General features: G+C 71.9%; 15 protein-coding genes and 1 pseudogene. 10 read left to right on the top strand and 6 right to left on the bottom strand.

Going from position 1 to position 15,325, the window contains the following annotated elements:
* On the top strand, positions 1-436 hold a 436-nt coding region (locus ACTT8P_RS16630; RefSeq protein ID WP_442832416.1), incomplete at its 5' end, for a proprotein convertase P-domain-containing protein.
* Positions 437-510: 74 nt separating this feature from the next.
* Here the strand turns inward: ACTT8P_RS16630 and ACTT8P_RS16625 are convergent.
* Together ACTT8P_RS16625 and ACTT8P_RS16620 are read right to left on the bottom strand one after the other, a co-directional pair.
* Positions 511-1,311, bottom strand: a complete 801-nt coding sequence (locus tag ACTT8P_RS16625; RefSeq protein ID WP_442832428.1) for a phosphatidate cytidylyltransferase — start codon at positions 1,309-1,311, stop codon at positions 511-513.
* On the bottom strand, positions 1,311-3,080 hold the full coding sequence (locus ACTT8P_RS16620; RefSeq protein WP_442832415.1) for an aminotransferase class I/II-fold pyridoxal phosphate-dependent enzyme: 1,770 nt from the start codon (positions 3,078-3,080) through the stop codon (positions 1,311-1,313). The genes ACTT8P_RS16625 and ACTT8P_RS16620 overlap by 1 nt, the downstream gene beginning before the upstream one ends.
* Before the next feature lie 232 nt (positions 3,081-3,312).
* Here ACTT8P_RS16620 and ACTT8P_RS16615 point away from each other — a divergent pair.
* Positions 3,313-3,789 (top strand): annotated as a pseudogene (locus ACTT8P_RS16615) (transposase family protein); the annotation flags it as partial.
* A 181-nt stretch (positions 3,790-3,970) separates the two neighbouring features.
* On the opposite strand, the gene ACTT8P_RS16610 reads toward ACTT8P_RS16615, so the two are convergent.
* The 3 genes from ACTT8P_RS16610 to ACTT8P_RS16600 are packed head-to-tail and all read right to left on the bottom strand — an operon-like array spanning position 3,971 to position 5,420.
* Positions 3,971-4,366 carry an Imm7 family immunity protein gene (locus ACTT8P_RS16610; RefSeq protein WP_442832414.1) on the bottom strand — a complete coding sequence of 132 codons (396 nt, stop codon included), beginning with the start codon at positions 4,364-4,366 and terminating at the stop codon, positions 3,971-3,973.
* A gap of 41 nt (positions 4,367-4,407) precedes the next feature.
* Positions 4,408-4,965 carry an ATP-binding protein gene (locus ACTT8P_RS16605; RefSeq protein WP_442832413.1) on the bottom strand — a complete coding sequence of 186 codons (558 nt, stop codon included), beginning with the start codon at positions 4,963-4,965 and terminating at the stop codon, positions 4,408-4,410.
* Entirely contained in the window at positions 4,962-5,420 is a 459-nt protein-coding gene (locus ACTT8P_RS16600; protein ID WP_442832412.1) for a hypothetical protein, read from the bottom strand. Before ACTT8P_RS16600 ends, ACTT8P_RS16605 begins: the two co-directional genes overlap by 4 nt.
* A gap of 397 nt (positions 5,421-5,817) precedes the next feature.
* Between ACTT8P_RS16600 and ACTT8P_RS16595 the strand changes: the two genes are divergently transcribed.
* The 5 genes from ACTT8P_RS16595 (at position 5,818) to ACTT8P_RS16575 (ending at position 10,410) form a co-directional block, all read left to right on the top strand.
* Positions 5,818-6,672 carry a helix-turn-helix domain-containing protein gene (locus ACTT8P_RS16595; protein ID WP_442832411.1) on the top strand — a complete coding sequence of 285 codons (855 nt, stop codon included), beginning with the start codon at positions 5,818-5,820 and terminating at the stop codon, positions 6,670-6,672.
* A complete protein-coding gene (locus ACTT8P_RS16590; RefSeq protein ID WP_442832410.1) occupies positions 6,669-6,890 on the top strand; it encodes a DUF397 domain-containing protein in 222 nt (73 codons plus the stop codon). The genes ACTT8P_RS16595 and ACTT8P_RS16590 overlap by 4 nt, the downstream gene beginning before the upstream one ends.
* Before the next feature lie 258 nt (positions 6,891-7,148).
* Positions 7,149-8,504, top strand: coding sequence for a nitrate/nitrite transporter (locus tag ACTT8P_RS16585; RefSeq protein WP_442832409.1), 1,356 nt, complete (start codon positions 7,149-7,151; stop codon positions 8,502-8,504).
* A gap of 98 nt (positions 8,505-8,602) precedes the next feature.
* Entirely contained in the window at positions 8,603-9,754 is a 1,152-nt protein-coding gene (locus ACTT8P_RS16580) for a uroporphyrinogen-III synthase (RefSeq protein WP_442832408.1), read from the top strand.
* A gap of 89 nt (positions 9,755-9,843) precedes the next feature.
* A complete protein-coding gene (locus tag ACTT8P_RS16575) occupies positions 9,844-10,410 on the top strand; it encodes a CGNR zinc finger domain-containing protein (RefSeq protein WP_442832407.1) in 567 nt (188 codons plus the stop codon).
* 112 nt (positions 10,411-10,522) lie between these two features.
* Here ACTT8P_RS16575 and ACTT8P_RS16570 read toward each other — a convergent pair whose 3' ends face one another.
* Positions 10,523-11,182: an SCO4225 family membrane protein gene (locus tag ACTT8P_RS16570; protein WP_442832406.1), complete on the bottom strand. Its 660-nt coding sequence runs from the start codon at positions 11,180-11,182 to the stop codon at positions 10,523-10,525.
* Between the two features lie 196 nt (positions 11,183-11,378).
* Between ACTT8P_RS16570 and ACTT8P_RS16565 the strand changes: the two genes are divergently transcribed.
* From ACTT8P_RS16565 to ACTT8P_RS16555, 3 genes are all read left to right on the top strand, one after another.
* Complete coding sequence (locus tag ACTT8P_RS16565) at positions 11,379-11,969, top strand: sigma-70 family RNA polymerase sigma factor (RefSeq protein ID WP_442832405.1); 591 nt, start codon at positions 11,379-11,381, stop codon at positions 11,967-11,969.
* Between the two features lie 62 nt (positions 11,970-12,031).
* A complete protein-coding gene (locus ACTT8P_RS16560) occupies positions 12,032-12,802 on the top strand; it encodes an anti-sigma factor family protein (protein ID WP_442832404.1) in 771 nt (256 codons plus the stop codon).
* 59 nt (positions 12,803-12,861) lie between these two features.
* Positions 12,862-15,165, top strand: coding sequence for a HelD family protein (locus ACTT8P_RS16555; protein WP_442832403.1), 2,304 nt, complete (start codon positions 12,862-12,864; stop codon positions 15,163-15,165).
* Positions 15,166-15,325 lie beyond the last annotated feature (160 nt).

Genomic DNA, 15,325 nt, shown 5'->3' with positions numbered 1-15,325 from the left:
GAGTGCGTCGGTGGCCGCGGGAACGTGGAAGCTGCGGGTCGAGGACCGGTCCGCGGGCGGCACCGGCACCCTCGACAAGTGGTCCTTGACCTTCCCGTCGTTGGAGAATCAAGCCTCCTACGCCGTCCCTGATCCGGGAACGGCCGAGTCGTCGATCACGGTGGACGGTGTCTCCGGCAACGCGCCGGAGGCCCTGCGGGTGGCCGTGGATGTCACGCATGAGTGGCTGGGTGAGGTGAAGATCGATCTGGTGGATCCGGCGGGCAAGGTGTACGCGTTGAAGGCGACGAACGGGTCGGATCCGGGCGGGACGCTGAGTACGACGTACACGGTGGACGCGAGTGCGTCGGTGGCCGCGGGAACGTGGAAGCTGCGGGTCGAGGACCGGTCCGCGGGCGGCACCGGCACCCTCGACACCTGGTCCATGACGTTCTGACATCTCTTCGCTCTGCGGCCCCTGCTGTCACGCGGGGGTCGCAGCAGCGCTCGCGCCGATCACGTCCTGGCAGATCAGCGCAGGACGAGCAGGAGTGCCAGGGCGATAAGCAGCGAGTCGATCCTGTCCAGCAGGCCGCCGGACCCGGGCAGCCAGCGACCGGCGTCCTTCACCTGCGCGCCTCGCTTGACCATGGATTCGATGAGGTCGCCGGCCGGTCCGCCGACCGCCACCGCGATCACCATCGGCCAGCTCAGGGCGGTCAGCAAGGCGAGGGCAGCCAGGCCGGCCGCGGCTCCGGCCAGGGTTCCGCTCCAGCGCTTGGCCGGCGACAGGGGTGACAGCGGCGGACCGCCGAGCCTCCGACCGGCGAAGTACGCCACGATGTCGGCGACCGACACCGCGACGAACAGGGCCAGCGCGCCGGCCCCGAGCGGCACCAGGGCGGCCAGCGGACTCAGCCACACCAGCCCGAGCAGCCCGGCGCCGAGCCGGTGCAGGCCGCGGTCGCCGTCACCGGCCAGCAGCGGCACGGCAGCCACCGCCAGGGCCGCGACCGCGGCCACCCGGAAGACCTCCCCGGGCAGCAGCCAGGCGCTCAGCACCACGGCCGACACCCCGGCGGCCAGCACCGTCCGATCCGCCCGGCCGAGCCGCGTCAGGCCGCCGAACTCCAGCGCGGCGACGACCCCGGCCAGTACGGCGACGACCGCGGCACCCGGCGGGCCCCACCAGAACGCGGCGGTGACCAGGGGCACCCCGGCCGCCCAGGCGCACCACCGGATCAGCAGCTCGCGGCGCCCGGACACGGCCACCGCGACACCGCTCAGCAGCAGTGCCCCGCCGAGCTGGGGAGCCAGCGAAGCGGCGCTGATCACCGGGCCGGGCCCGCGACGGACACACCGGCGACAGCCGGTACGGCAGGCCCCCGCAGGTCGTGCCAGGCGGTCCAGCACGCGGCCACGATGCGCGCGTTCTCCGCGGTGTCCCGGACCGCGACGCGCACCGTGCGGCCCTGGTACGCCGGCGTCAGCGGGGAGAGGTCGCGGAGGAAGACACCATGACGCCGGCACTCCCGCACCCACTCCGCGGCGCTCGGTCCGCCGGACGGCAGGGTCACATTGAGGAAGTTCGCCACCCCTTCCTCGACGTTCAGGCTCCCGTCCAGGCCGGCCAGAGCGGATGCCAGGTCGCGCCGCAGTGCGTGCGTGCGCCGCCAGCAGTCGCGGTAGTGGGCGGGGTCGCGCAGGGCGGCCACCGCAGCCAGTTGGGCCGGGAGACTGACCGGCCAGGGCGGAGTCCACCGGCGCAGGTCGCGGACGGTGGCCGGGTTCGCGACCAGGAAGGCGGCCCGCGCGCCGGAGAGCGCGTACATCTTCGACAGCGAACTGCACACCACGACCCGCGGGTCCGTCGTGGCCGCCCCCGCGAGCGACTCGGTGAGACCGACGTATCCCAGGTACGCCTCGTCGATCCACCAGCGGGTGCGCTCCGGTGCGGCGGCGACGGCGGAGTACAGGTCGGCCGCCGGGACATGCCGCCCCGTCGGATTGTTGGGATTGACCACCACCACGAAGTCGTAGCGTCCGGCCCTGATGGCAGCGGACAACCGGTCCACGTCGATCCGCCAGCCGTCCGCCCGCCGCAACGGGAACCGGTCCACGCGGCACCCGATCACGCGTTCCGTGACGTGGGCGTACTCGCCGTAGGTCGGGTCCGTCAGGAGCACCCGGCTGTCCGGGGTCAGCCAACGGCCGAACGCCCGGAAGATCAGGTCGGACGATCCGGCGCCGACCGCGAGCGTTTCGGGCGGCAGCGCACGAGCGGCGGCGATCTCGGCCACCAGACCCTCGGCGTCGGCCGGCGGTGATGTCCGCACCGCCCAGTCCGGGTCCTGCGTGAGCGCCGCCCGCACCCCCGGAGCGGGCGGGAACCAGGCGTCCAGCACATCGGCGGCGACCACCTGGGCGCGTCGCTGCAGGCGGCGGAAGTCGGTACCGATGGCGGTGAACGAGGCGCCACCGTGCTCGCAGCCGTCCGGACTGGTCAGGAACGCCATGTCCAGCCGCCAGTCGACCCGTGCCGCCAACCGCCGCAGGGTGCCGCGATGGCGACCGGCGGCGGCTTCCGTCAACTCGGCCACATCCGCCGTCAGTACCTCGAAGGACACCGCGCCGCTGCGGACGGTGTGCCCGACCGGACGCAGTCCGGCGGCCAGGTACATGTCCAGCAACTCGGTCCGCCCCATGGCCACCACCCGGCGACCGCCCCGGGAGACGATCCAGCGCAGCGCGGCGTACATCAGCAGGGGTGCCGCCGCGGTGGCACGCCAGCGTGGCTCGACGGTGAGGATGCGTACCTCGAACACCGCCTCGTCGTTCAGCAGCGGCAGTTCGTCGCGGCTCAGGTACTTGTCCAGCGCGTACCGGCCGAGCCACGGCGGAGTCAGGCTGACGAAACCGATACGGTCCGCTTCCCGCGCGGCGACCAGATAGACGTTGTCACCGTCCAGCCCGTCCTGGAGCCGTCCGCTGGGATCGGGCGCGTGCTGGTGGAGTTCCTCCGCGTACACCCGGTGCCGCAGTTCATGGATCCAGTCGAGATCCTCCGGAGTGGCAACGCGTAACTGCAGCTGGCGGCCCATGGGTTCCCCTCTTGACGTGGCAGGGGCTCAGTGTGGGGAACCCGGACCGTGCGCGACAGCGCTGGACGACTCGGGTCGGGCTGAGTACGCGTACTCAGGACAGTGCCAAGTGCAGTGAGCCTTTTCAGCGTTGCCACCGATCGGGTGATGACCTTGGCGCCCGCAACGGACAGGGCTCCCGTGCCGTTGGGCGAGGTGTTCGAAGTCTCAACCTGCCGGTTTAGGAGCCCTGTTGGTTTCCTGTCCTGCCGCACTCGACCTGCCTCATGCGCTGGTCGAGTGGGTCACGATGCTTATCGTCACCCGAGAGGGTGACCGCCGCTGCAAGCTCCCGCCGCACCAGCGCGCCCTCCTCGCTCTCGCCTACCTGCGCAAGCACGACACCCTTGCCCAGATCGCCACCGGGTTTGGCATATCCGTCGGCACCGCCCACGCCTACACCACCGCCGTCGTGCAGCTCCTCGCCGACCGGGCACCGGGCCTGCTCAAGACCCTGCGCGAGCACGACCCGGACTACGTGCTCCTGGACGGCACCCTCAGCGAGTGCGACCGCCTGGGCGACGGACGCGCCGATTACTCCTACAAGCACCGGTGCCACGGCGTGAACGTGCAGGTCGTCACCGATCCCGAAGGCCGGCTCATGTGGATCTCGCCGGCCTTGCCGGGCCGTACTCACGATCTACGTAACCGGCTGGGGCGGGCGCACAGGACCCGGGGCGGTGCTGGCTGACGCTGGAGCGGCCGTCGCCGGGGGCGGTGTGGGTGACCGTGGCGGACGCCTCGCCCAGCCTTCCGGCGCGCGGAGTCGCGGAGGCCGACGCTGACCTGATGGGGCCTGTGCGGGGGACGACCCGCTGCCCCGTCGCGCCCCGCGATCCGCCGCAATGACCTCACCCGAGAAGGGGATCTGGGTCCTCCACTGTCGGCACATACGGGGACAGCAGAGATTCTGTGTGCTGCGTGACCGTTCCTCGAACGAGCCTCAGCACGCGAACCTCGCCTCCGTGGTCTGGGTCCTCGGCATCGTGGATGTGAAGGAGTCCGTAGGATCCAGGTGCCACGACGGCCACGTGTTCGAACAGTTCGGCAGCATCCGGCGAGCGGTGATTCGAGAAGCCGCCCAGGTGGATGAAGGGTTCGCCGTTCATCCACCTGAGGTCGAGCAAGTACGGGCTGTCCACCAGGTCGATGTGGCGGTGCAGCTCGTCAACGATCCGGTGCAGATGGGACTCGTCGTCAGCCGCGGTGGTTCCCCTGATCGTCACCCAACCGTGGTACTCGAACACCTTGTGATCGTAGTGCAGCCAGGGACGTCTCGGGGTGCTCGTCACGGGTGGGCGCGGGCGTCATCGGGTGTCTCTTCGATCTGCTGGGGCGTGCGGGCCGGCAGTTCCAGGCAGGCCCAGACCGTAGTACCGGCCGCGCTGGAGTCGACTCCGTACCTCGTGGCCAGGGCCTCGACGATCGCGAGTCCTCGACCGCGCTCGTCGGTGTCGGCAGCCTCATGTGGCTGGATACGCGTGCGCGGCCCGTGGTCCGACACAGACACCCACACGTGCCCGGTGGACAGCCGCAGGGACAGGGTCAGTTCGGCGGCCGGGGCGTGCTGCACGGCATTGCTCGTCAACTCCGAGACGATCACGGCCGCGTCGTCCACGACCGGACTCACCACCTGCCACCGTTCGCAGGCGGCACGGACGGCGGTCCGCGCCTGCGCGGGGCAGCGAAGAGAGCGGCCGGACAGCTGCCACGTCATGGACTGCTGGGGCAGGTGGCGTGGCTGGGCGTGCGCGCGGGGCTGTGTGTCCTGCGGGGGCACGGCGGCGAGTTCTCGCCACCGGACGGCGGGCCCGTCATCGGTGCTGGGGAGGCTTTCGGCGGTCACCGTCCGGCCTCCTCGGCGTGGCAACGCTCGACGCGGGCCCGCGTCCTGGTGTGCCGGACGAGGGCCACGGTCACCGCCTCGGCGAGGTGGTCGGCGTCGGTGGCGTCCGGAGTGCCGGGGCCGGGCGGAGTCAGCCACACACGACCGGCGACCGGAGCCAGTCCGCTGCTGCTGGTCACCGACGGCGCGGGACAGCGCATCACGGCGCCGGCCACACCCACCGTCAGGTGCAGCGCGGGCCACGCGTCCGCCGTGCCAGGGGCCACGACGAACTCCACCGCCCGGCGAGGCACGTTGGTCAGGACCGGACCGCGCGGAACGCCGCGTTCCCGGAGGACGGCGAGGACGGTCGGGGCGTAGGCGCTGGTGACGCGTACGACGTCGACCCCGACGACCTTGATGAACGGTGCCCGGCGGACGGTCCAGGCGGTGGCGAGCCGGGGACTCGGCACCATGCCGGGGCGCCAGTCCTCGTCGAGGGGCCTACGGCTGCTAAGGGGGATCACTGGGTGCCTCCGGTGTGTAGGTGGTGCGGGCAGACACGCACCGGCCAGGCCGTATGTCCCTGGCTGTTCAGGCCGCTGACCGTGTAGGCCATGCCTGAACTACGGGTGGTAAGTAGTCCGCTACACGGCGTGCGCGTCCGGCTCTACAGTGAACCGGTGCGCATCGGATGCGCAAGTGCGCAGCAAGGTATGCGCACCAAAGAGGTAAGTCCGCAGACGCATGCGGCATATGTGGCGGAGGCGTAACCCCGTGTGTGCAGAGCAGAGGTGCAGTGAGGCAGACTGTGCGCAGGAAAGTGCGCAAGTCGGCGGGAAACCGCGCAAGCGGAGGGGGAGGCGGTGGGACGTGGCGCAGACGGCGGCCGGTAAACGGCAACTCGGGGCTGAGCTTCGACGGCTCCGGAAAAGCCGTGGCCTACGTGCCGCCGATGTGGCCCAGCACCTGGGGTGCAGCGAGACCCGGGTGTCCCGTATCGAGAGCGGCACGGGCCGAGCCCGTCTGCAGGACGGTGAACTGGGCTCGCTGTGCGAGCTGTACGAGATCACCGACGAGCAGCAGATCCAGACTCTCCGGAACCTGGCGAGCGGCGCCGTCAGCGGCTCGGCCTGGTGGGACGCATACCGCGAGATCCTGCCCAGTGGCCTGGACACGTTGCTGTCCTTCGAGACGGACGCGGCGGCTGAACGGGCCTGGGAACCGGTGCTCGTGCCCGGTCTCTTGCAGACGTCGGCGTACGCCCGGGAGGTCCTCGCGGCCTGGCCGGCCAACAGGCCGTTGGACATCGAGGACCTGGTGCGCGTCCGCGCCCGCCGGGCCGAACTGCTGACCAAGGATTCCGCTCCGCTCGAACTGTGGGCGGTCCTCGACGAGACGGCGATCCGGCGGCCGATCGGGACGGCTGAGGCGATACGCGAACAGATCGGTCACCTGCTGGAGATGAGCCGACTGGAGAACGTCACCGTCCAGTTGATGCCGGTCAGCAAAGGAGCACACCCCGGCCTCGGTGGCGCCTTCGCGATCCTGGATTTCGAGGACGCGTCGCCGGTGGCCTACGTGGACAGCCCCGCGGGGAACCTCTACTTCGACCGGGCCTACGACGTTCGCAAGTTCTCGCGCTCCCTCGACCTGCTCCGCGCGCACGCGCTCGACCCTGACGACACGGCGGCCCTTCTGCAGAAGGCCGTAAGGGAGAAACCATGAGCAACGACGCCAACCTCGACCTCGACAACCTGAGCTGGTTCAAGGCTTCGGCAAGCAGCGGAAGCGGCGGATGCCTGGAAGTCGCCTTTCTGCCCGACGGTCGAGTGGCCCTCCGGGACAACGAGGATCTCGGCAACCCCCCGTTCGTGGTCGGCGCCCATCAGTGGCGTTGCTTTCTCGACGGTGCCTCCAAGGGAGAGTTCGACCTTCCCGCCTGACGACCAGCACAACAACACAGCAGTGTGACAGCGGGGCCGTCCGCGGCGGCCCCGCTGTCGTGCTTCTCCCACAGGCGACGCTTGTCCCCAGGACGCTCGGCGCTGCCTGCTGCCGCGTCCCGAGTCCGGCCGGAACCTCTCACCCCCGCCCCCCGCAGGGTGAGAGCAACGTTCCCCACCGGTCACCCACAGCCACAGTCCCGAAACGCGGCCTCCCTACCTTCGGAAATCCAAAGCCCGCAGGAGCGTGGAGGCGTCATGGCAGCAGGAGGTCGCTGGATCGAGCACTGGGATCCCGAGGACGAGTCGTTCTGGGAGCGGACCGGTGCGAAGATCGCCAACCGGAATCTGTTCTTCTCCGTGCTCTCCGAGCACATCGGGTTCTCGGTCTGGACCCTGTGGTCCGTGCTCGTCCTCTTCATGGGGCCGGAGTACGGGCTCACCCCCGCCGACAAGTTCCTGCTGACGTCCGTGGTGACGCTGGTCGGGGCCGTGGTGCGGGTGCCCTACACCTTCGCTGTCGCGATCTTCGGCGGGCGGAACTGGACGATCATCTCGGCCAGTCTGCTGCTCATCCCGACCATCGCCGCGTTCGTGGTGATGGAGCCCGGGACGTCGTTCTCGACGTTCCTGCTCGTCGGGCTGCTGGCCGGTATCGGCGGCGGCAACTTCGCCTCCTCCATGACCAACATCAACGCCTTCTTCCCGCTCAGGAAGAAGGGCTGGGCGCTCGGCATGAACGCCGGCGGCGGCAACATCGGCGTGCCGGTCATCCAGCTGGCCGCGCTCGCCATCATCGGGGCGAGCGGCGGGCCGCGGGTGCTGCTGGGCATCTACATTCCGCTGATCGTCGTGGCCGCCGTGCTCTCCGCGGTCTTCATGGACAACATCGCGTCCGTGAAGAACGACACCGGCGCCGCCAAGGACGCCGCCCGGGACCGGCACACCTGGATCATGTCCTTCCTGTACGTGGGGACCTTCGGGTCGTTCATCGGGTACTCGTTCGCCTTCGGGCAGGTGTTGCAGAGCGGGTTCGGCCGGACGCCGCTGGAGGCCGCGTACGTCACCTTCATCGGGCCGCTGCTCGGCTCCCTCATCCGGCCCGTCGGCGGCAAGCTCGCCGACAAGTACGGCGGCGCGAAGATCACGCTGTGGAACTACGTGGCGATGGGCGCCGCCACCGCCGTGCTGATCGTCGCCAGCATGGGCGAGTCGCTGGGGCTGTTCGTCACCGCGTTCGTCTTCCTGTTCGTGCTCAGCGGGCTCGGGAACGGGTCGACGTTCAAGATGATTCCCGGCATCTTCCAGGCCAAGGCCGAGGCCAAGGGGCTGGAAGGAGAGGCGGCCGCCTCCTACGGGCGGCGGCTGTCCGGGGCCTCGATGGGGCTGATCGGGGCCGTGGGCGCGCTCGGCGGGGTCGGGATCAACCTCGCCTTCCGGCAGTCGTTCCTCTCCTACGGCTCCGGCACCGGCGCCTTCGTCGCCTTCCTCGCCTTCTACGCCGCCTGCTTCGGGCTCACCTGGGCGGTATACCTTCGGCGTACGCCTGCCGGTACGAAGGACACCGCCGCCCCCACGGAGGAGAACGCGCAGCTCAGCTACGCCAAGGTGTGACGTAACACTGGTGACATATATCCGGACAGAGTCTGTCACGAGCCGTTGACAGGCTCGTTCGGCACGATGGGCACGGCACTGACAAGCGGGACGAGGCCATGGACGACGTACAGCGAAAAACCGACGACCACGGACCCCTGGCCGGCTTCACCGTCGGCGTGACCGCCGCCCGCCGCGCCGACGAGCTGGGCGCGCTGCTGACCCGGCGTGGCGCGGCCGTCCTGCACGCCCCGGCGATCCGGATCGTGCCGCTCGCCGACGACAGCGAGCTGCTGGCCGCCACCAAGGAGCTGATCGACCAGGCGCCCGACGTCGTGATCGCCACCACCGCCATCGGGTTCCGGGGGTGGATCGAGGCCGCCGAGGGGTGGGGTCTCGGCGAGGCCCTGCTGGAACGGCTGCGGACGGTTGAGCTGCTGGCCCGCGGGCCCAAGGTCAAGGGCGCGGTGCGGGCCGCCGGGCTGACCGAGGAGTGGTCGCCGTCGTCCGAGTCCATGGCGGAAGTACTGGACCGGCTGCTGGAGGAAGGCGTCGACGGGCGGCGGATCGCCGTGCAGTTGCACGGGGAGCCGCTGCCCGGGTTCGTGGAGTCGCTGCGGGCCGGGGGCGCCGAGGTGGTCGGGGTGCCGGTGTACCGGTGGATGCCGCCGGAGGACATCGGCCCCGTCGACCGGCTGCTGGACGCCGCCGTCTCCCGCGGCCTGGACGCGATCACCTTCACCAGCGCGCCCGCCGCCGCCTCCCTGCTCTCCCGCGCCGACGAACGCGGGCTGCTGCCCGAACTGCTCACCGCCTTCGGCCACGACGTGCTCCTCGCCTGCGTCGGCCCGGTCACCGCGCTGCCGTTGCAGGGCCTCGGCATCGACACGATCCAGCCCGAGCGGTTCCGGCTCGGACCGCTGGTGCAGTTGCTCTGCCGCGAACTGCCGTCCCGGGCGCGGGCGTTGCCGGTGGCCGGGCACCGGGTGGAGATCCGCGGGCACGCGGTACTGGTGGACGGCGCGCTGAAACCCGTACCGCCCGCCGGGATGTCGCTGCTGCGGACCCTGTCGAAGCGGCCGGGCTGGGTGGTGCCCCGCGCGGAGCTGCTGCGCGCGCTGCCCGGCGCCGGACGCGACGAGCACGCCGTCGAGACGGCGATGGCCCGGCTGCGCACCGCCCTGGGAGCGCCCAAGCTGATCCAGACCGTCGTCAAGCGCGGCTACCGGCTCGCTCTGGACCCGTCGGCCGAGTCCAAGTACGACGCCTAGCCGGTACGGGGGGTTCCGGCTGCCGGTGCGGGCGGGCACTGTGGGAGGACGGTTCCCTCCCGTCGTAGAGCCCTGGTGGTGACAGGAACATGGCACGCTTCGACACCGGACGACCCTGCCTGGATCTCCTCACCACCGCCCACCCGACGGAACATCTCGACTCCGCCGCGGCCCTGTGTGCCTGGATCAGTGCCTGCGGGGTGGTTCCGCCGGGTACCCGGCTGGACCACGCCAACGCCTCCTGGCTCGGCGCCTTCCGTGAACTGCGCGCCCACACGGGGCGGCTGGTCCGGGACCGGCTCGCCCCGGGGGGCCGTCCCGACCCCCAGGCCCTCGCCCACGTCAACGCCCTGGCACGCGCCGCGCCGCCGGCGCCTCGGGCGGTGGCTGTCGACGGGGGCGTACTGGTGCGGGAGTTGGCGGAGCCGCCGTCGTGTGCGGCGCTGCTCGGGGCGCTCGCGCGGGACGCGGTGGAGCTGCTGACCGATCCGGTGGCGCGGGGCGGGCTGCGGCAGTGTGCGGGGGACAGTTGTCCGGTCGTGTACCTGGACACCTCGCGGGGGCGGCGTCGGCGGTGGTGCTCCAGTGAGGTGTGCGGTAATCGGGAGCGGGTTGCCCGGCATCGGCGGCGGGTTGCTTCGGTGGCTCGGGCGTGAGTGCGGGTGGTTGGGTCGGGTGTCGGGTGCGGGTGCGGGTGCGGGTGCGGGTGCGTTGCGGCTTGTCGCGCCCCGCGGCGGTAGCCGCAGATCGAGCACAGCCCCGCGTCCCTTACGGGGCGCTCAGGTGAGGGCCGTTGATAGATGCCCGGCGGACCAGTAGGCCCAGCAGAGCCGCGTTGAGCAGGCCGGACAGGGCCACCCCCGCCGAGAAGGCCCATGTGCCGAGCCAGCCGGACTCGGGTATCAACGCCAGGACGGCCACGAAGCTCAGCGGCGCCGTCGCCAGCAGCGGCCAGATGCCCGCCATCCCCGGGTCCGGCGTCAGGTGTACGGCGTACAGGAAGAAGCCCAGCGCCGCCGCCACGACGGCGAGGTAGGTCCGGGCCGGCCAGTTGTCCACCGCGGCCGTCAGCAGGGCGCGCGGCCGGAGCGCGCGGCCGCCGGGCGTCCGTGCGGCCGGCGCCCGCCCCTCGGCCAGGGCCCCGACCGCCGCCGCGTTCACGAGGGCGCACAGCGTCAGCCACAGCAGCCAGAGGGCGACGGCCGGGACCGCCCCGGGTCCCTCCGTCGCGCTCCCCGGCCCGAAGGGCAGGACGACCGCCGCGAACGACAGCGGTGCCGTCAGCAGCACCGGGTCCACCGGGAGCGCGGCGTCCGGGAACAGCAGCGTGAGCGGCGCGGAGGCGGCGACCAGTGCCAAGTAGCCCCGGGCGGGCCAGTTGCCCGTGGCGAGCGCGAGGAACCGGCGTGGACGGGTGGCGTTCGGCATGGCGGAGTCCTTTGAGCGGGGCCGGAGTTGGCCTGTCCCCATGGTGGCCCGGCGTGCCCGTCCCGGCATGAGTAGCCGTACTCAACCCCCGTGGGCCGCCCGGCGGAATTCTGTCCCCCGCCTTTGAACACCCCACCCTCCCCATCCGTACCGAATGGACGAGCGACCGACTCGGGGGAACCCCCGGACACCGGAGGTGGGCGTGCGCAAGGATCCCGTCGTGGCCAAGGAACGCGGTACGAGGGCCCGGCATCGGATGTCCGCCGCCCGGTCGTCCTCGGAACCCGACGAGGAACTGATGCGCGCGCTGTACCGGGAGCACGCCGGTCCGCTGCTGGCGTATGTGCTGCGGCTGGTCGCGGGGGACCGGCAGCGCGCCGAGGACGTCGTGCAGGAGACGCTCATCCGGGCCTGGAAGAACGCCGGTTCGCTCAATCGGGCGACCGGATCGGTACGCCCCTGGCTGGTGACGGTCGCCCGGCGCATCGTCATCGACGGCCATCGCAGCCGGCAGGCCCGGCCGCAGGAGGTCGATCCGTCGCCGCTGGAGGTCATCCCCGCGGAGGACGAGATCGACAAGGCGCTGTGGCTGATGACGCTGTCGGACGCGCTCGACGACCTGACCCCGGCCCACCGGGAAGTACTCGTCGAGACGTACTTCAAAGGGCGTACCGTCAATGAGGCGGCCGAGACCCTGGGCATACCGAGCGGCACGGTCCGCTCCCGGGTGTTCTACGCCCTGCGATCGATGAAGCTGGCACTGGAGGAGCGGGGGGTGACGGCGTGACGAACGGGGTTCACGGGGGATCTCGGGGGTTCGGTGCGGGAGGTCCGGGTATGGCTGGCCCCATGCGGGAGTCTCCGGTGCCCAGCGAGCACGAGACCGTGGGCGCCTACGCCCTCGGGATTCTCGACGACGCCGAGGCGTCCGCCTTCGAGCGGCATCTGGCCGGCTGCGAGTGGTGCGCCCAGCAGCTCGACGAACTGGCCGGCATGGAACCGATGATGGCCGCGCTGGCCGGCCTGCCGGGCGGGGTGGGCACCCCGGCGCTCGGCGAGTCGCTCTCCGCCCGGCCCGCGCCCCGGGTGGCGGAGAAACTCGTCGACGAGGTCGCCGAGCGCCGCGCCCGCAAGAAGCGCCGCAACCTGTACCTGGTGGGCACCGCCGCCGCGCTGATCGTCGGCGGCCCGTTCGCCGCCGTGGCCACCACCAGCGGCGGCGAGGGCGGGCGGACGGCCGAGGTCCGCAGCAGCACCAGCCCCGCCCAGGAGGCGTTCGGCGACATGACCGACCGGGTCAGCGCCACCGACCCGGACACCGAGGTCAGCGCGACCGTGGCGGTGGAGAAGAAGGCGTGGGGCACGCACGCGGTCCTGGAGCTGAAGAACGTCAAGGGGCCGGAGAAGTGCGCGCTGATCGCCGTCGGCAAGAACGGCGAGCGCGAGACGGTCACCTCCTGGTCGGTCCCGAAGTGGGGCTACGGCCTCCCGGACGCCACCACCGACAAGGCCAAACAGCCGCTCTACGTACACGGCGGCGCCGCCTTCGAACCGAACCAGATCGACCACTTCGAGGTCATGACCTTCGGCGGCGAACGGCTGGTCGAGGTCGACGCGTAGCTTCACCGGCCCCCTTCGCGTACGGTTGACGGCTGCCCAGCACGTCAGAAGGGGGCCCGGTGGCCGCACAGGCGCAACAGGATTCGGCCGTCGACTCGGACAGAATCCAGGATTCTGTCCGAGAGCGGGAGATCAGTGGTGAGCAGGCGCACCTGGACCGGGTGTACCGCCGTCTTGAGGAGAAGATCCACGAGGCCGAGTTCCTCATGCACGACGCCGCCCAGCGCGGCCAGGTCGGCACGCCCGGCGCGCTGGCGGAGCGGGACGCCCAGGTCTTCCGGGCCGGCGTCCACCTCAACCGGCTGAACAACGAGTTCGAGGACTTCCTCTTCGGCCGCGTCGACCTGCTGCGGGGCAAGGACGGCAAGAAGGGCCCGGACGGCGCGTACACCGCCGTGGAGCCCGCCGAGGGCGCCGTACGGCCCGACGCGACCGCCGACATCGCCGAGACCCTGCACATCGGCCGGATCGGCGTCCTGGACGCCGACTACGCGCCGCTGGTCATCGACTGGCGGGCGCCGGCCGCCGCCCCGTTCTACCGGTCCACGCCGGTGGACCCGGGGCGGGTCGTGCGCCGGCGCGTGATCCGGTCCAAGGGGCGCCGGGTGCTCGGCGTCGAGGACGATCTGATGCGCCCCGAGATCAAGGCGTACCTGGACGGCGAGGAACTGGCCGTGCTCGGCGACGGCGCCCTGATGGCCGCGCTCGGCCAGGCCCGGACCCACTCCATGCGGGACATCGTCGCCTCCATCCAGGCCGAGCAGGACCTCGTCATCCGCGCCCCCGCCGCCTCCGTCACCTACGTCGAGGGCGGCCCCGGCACCGGCAAGACCGCCGTCGCCCTGCACCGGGCGGCGTACCTGCTCTACCAGGACCGGCGCCGGTACGCGGGCGGCATCCTGATCGTCTCCCCGACCCCGCTGCTGGTGTCCTACACCGAGGGCGTGCTGCCGTCCCTCGGCGAGGAGGGCCAGGTCGCCATCCGGGCCATCGGCTCCCTGTTCGACGGCGCCGAGGCCACCCTCTACGACTCCCCGGCCACCGCCCGCGCCAAGGGCTCCGCGCGGATGCTGAAGGTGCTGCGCCGGGCCGCGCGCGGCGCCCTGGAGCAGAACGATCCGGCGGCCCGGCTGCGGGTCGTCGCCTTCGGCCGCCGGCTGGAGCTGGAGGCCGCGGAGCTGGCCGGCATCCGGCAGACCGCCCTTAGCGGCACCGCGCCGGTCAACCTGCTGCGCCCGCGCGCCCGCAAGCTGCTCCTGGACGCCCTGTGGGCCCGGTCCGGCGCCGCGACCCGGCACACCGACCCGGAACTCGCCGCCGAACTGCGCTCCTCCTTCGACGAGGACGTCTCGGCGGAGGACCCCTTCATCGCCTTCCTGGACGCCTGGTGGCCGGAGCTGACGCCCGCCTCGGTGCTGGCCGCGATGGCCGACGAGCGACGCCTTGGCCGCTGGGCGCGCCGGGTGCTCAACCCGGGCGAGGTGCGCAAGGTGGCCCGCTCGCTGCGGCGCGAGGGCTACTCGGTGCACGACATCGCGCTGCTGGACGAGCTCCAGGCGATCCTGGGCGCCCCGGCCCGCCCCCGCAAGCGGCGCGAGCTGGACCCGCTGGACCAGCTCAGCGGCCTGGAGGAGCTGATGCCGCAGCGCGAGGAGACCCGGCGCGAGCGGGCCGAGCGGCTGGCCGAGGAGCGCACCGAGTACGCGCACGTCATCGTCGACGAGGCGCAGGACGTCACGCCGATGCAGTGGCGGATGGTCGGCCGCCGCGGCCGGCACGCCACCTGGACGGTGGTCGGCGACCCCGCGCAGTCCTCCTGGTCCGACCCGGACGAGGCGGCCGCCGCCCGCGACGAGGCGCTGGGCACCCGTCCCCGGCGCCGCTTCGAACTGACCGTCAACTACCGCAACCCGGCCGAGATCGCCGAGCTGGCGGCCAAGGTGCTCGCCCTCGCCATGCCCGGCTCCGCGTCCCCGAAGGCGGTCCGTTCCACCGGCGTCGAGCCGGTCTTCGCGGTCGTCCGCGGCTCGCTCGCCGAGACGGTCCGCGAGGAGGCCGCCCGGCTCCTGGCGCGGGTCGACGGCACGGTCGGCGTCGTCGTGGCCATGAACCGCCGCGAGGAGGCCCGGCGCTGGCTGGCGGGCCTGGGGGAGCGGGTGGTGGCGCTCGGCAGCCTGGAGGCCAAGGGCCTGGAGTACGACGCCACGGTGGTGGTCTCCCCGGCCGAGATCGCCGACGAGTCGCCGGCCGGGCTGCGGGTGCTCTACGTCGCCCTGACCCGGGCCACCCAGCAGCTCACGGTGGTCTCCGGGGAGCGGGACGAGCCGGACCCGGCCGGGGTGCCGGACCTGCTGCGCGACTGAACGGGAGAACGAGGCGAGGCCCGCACCGGACATCCGGTGCGGGCTTCGCCGCTCTGCTTGGGTGACACCGACCCGCCATGCTCGCCTCGCGGCAAGTGGTCGCTCGTAGCGACGAAGGTTGGGCCCGGGGGCTTGGATCGGGCCGGTGCCACGTCCAAGG

The sequence above is a fragment of the Streptomyces sp. JW3 genome (assembly GCF_052216785.1).
Taxonomy (GTDB): domain Bacteria; phylum Actinomycetota; class Actinomycetes; order Streptomycetales; family Streptomycetaceae; genus Streptomyces.
This window is presented reverse-complemented; position numbering and strand designations above follow the sequence as displayed.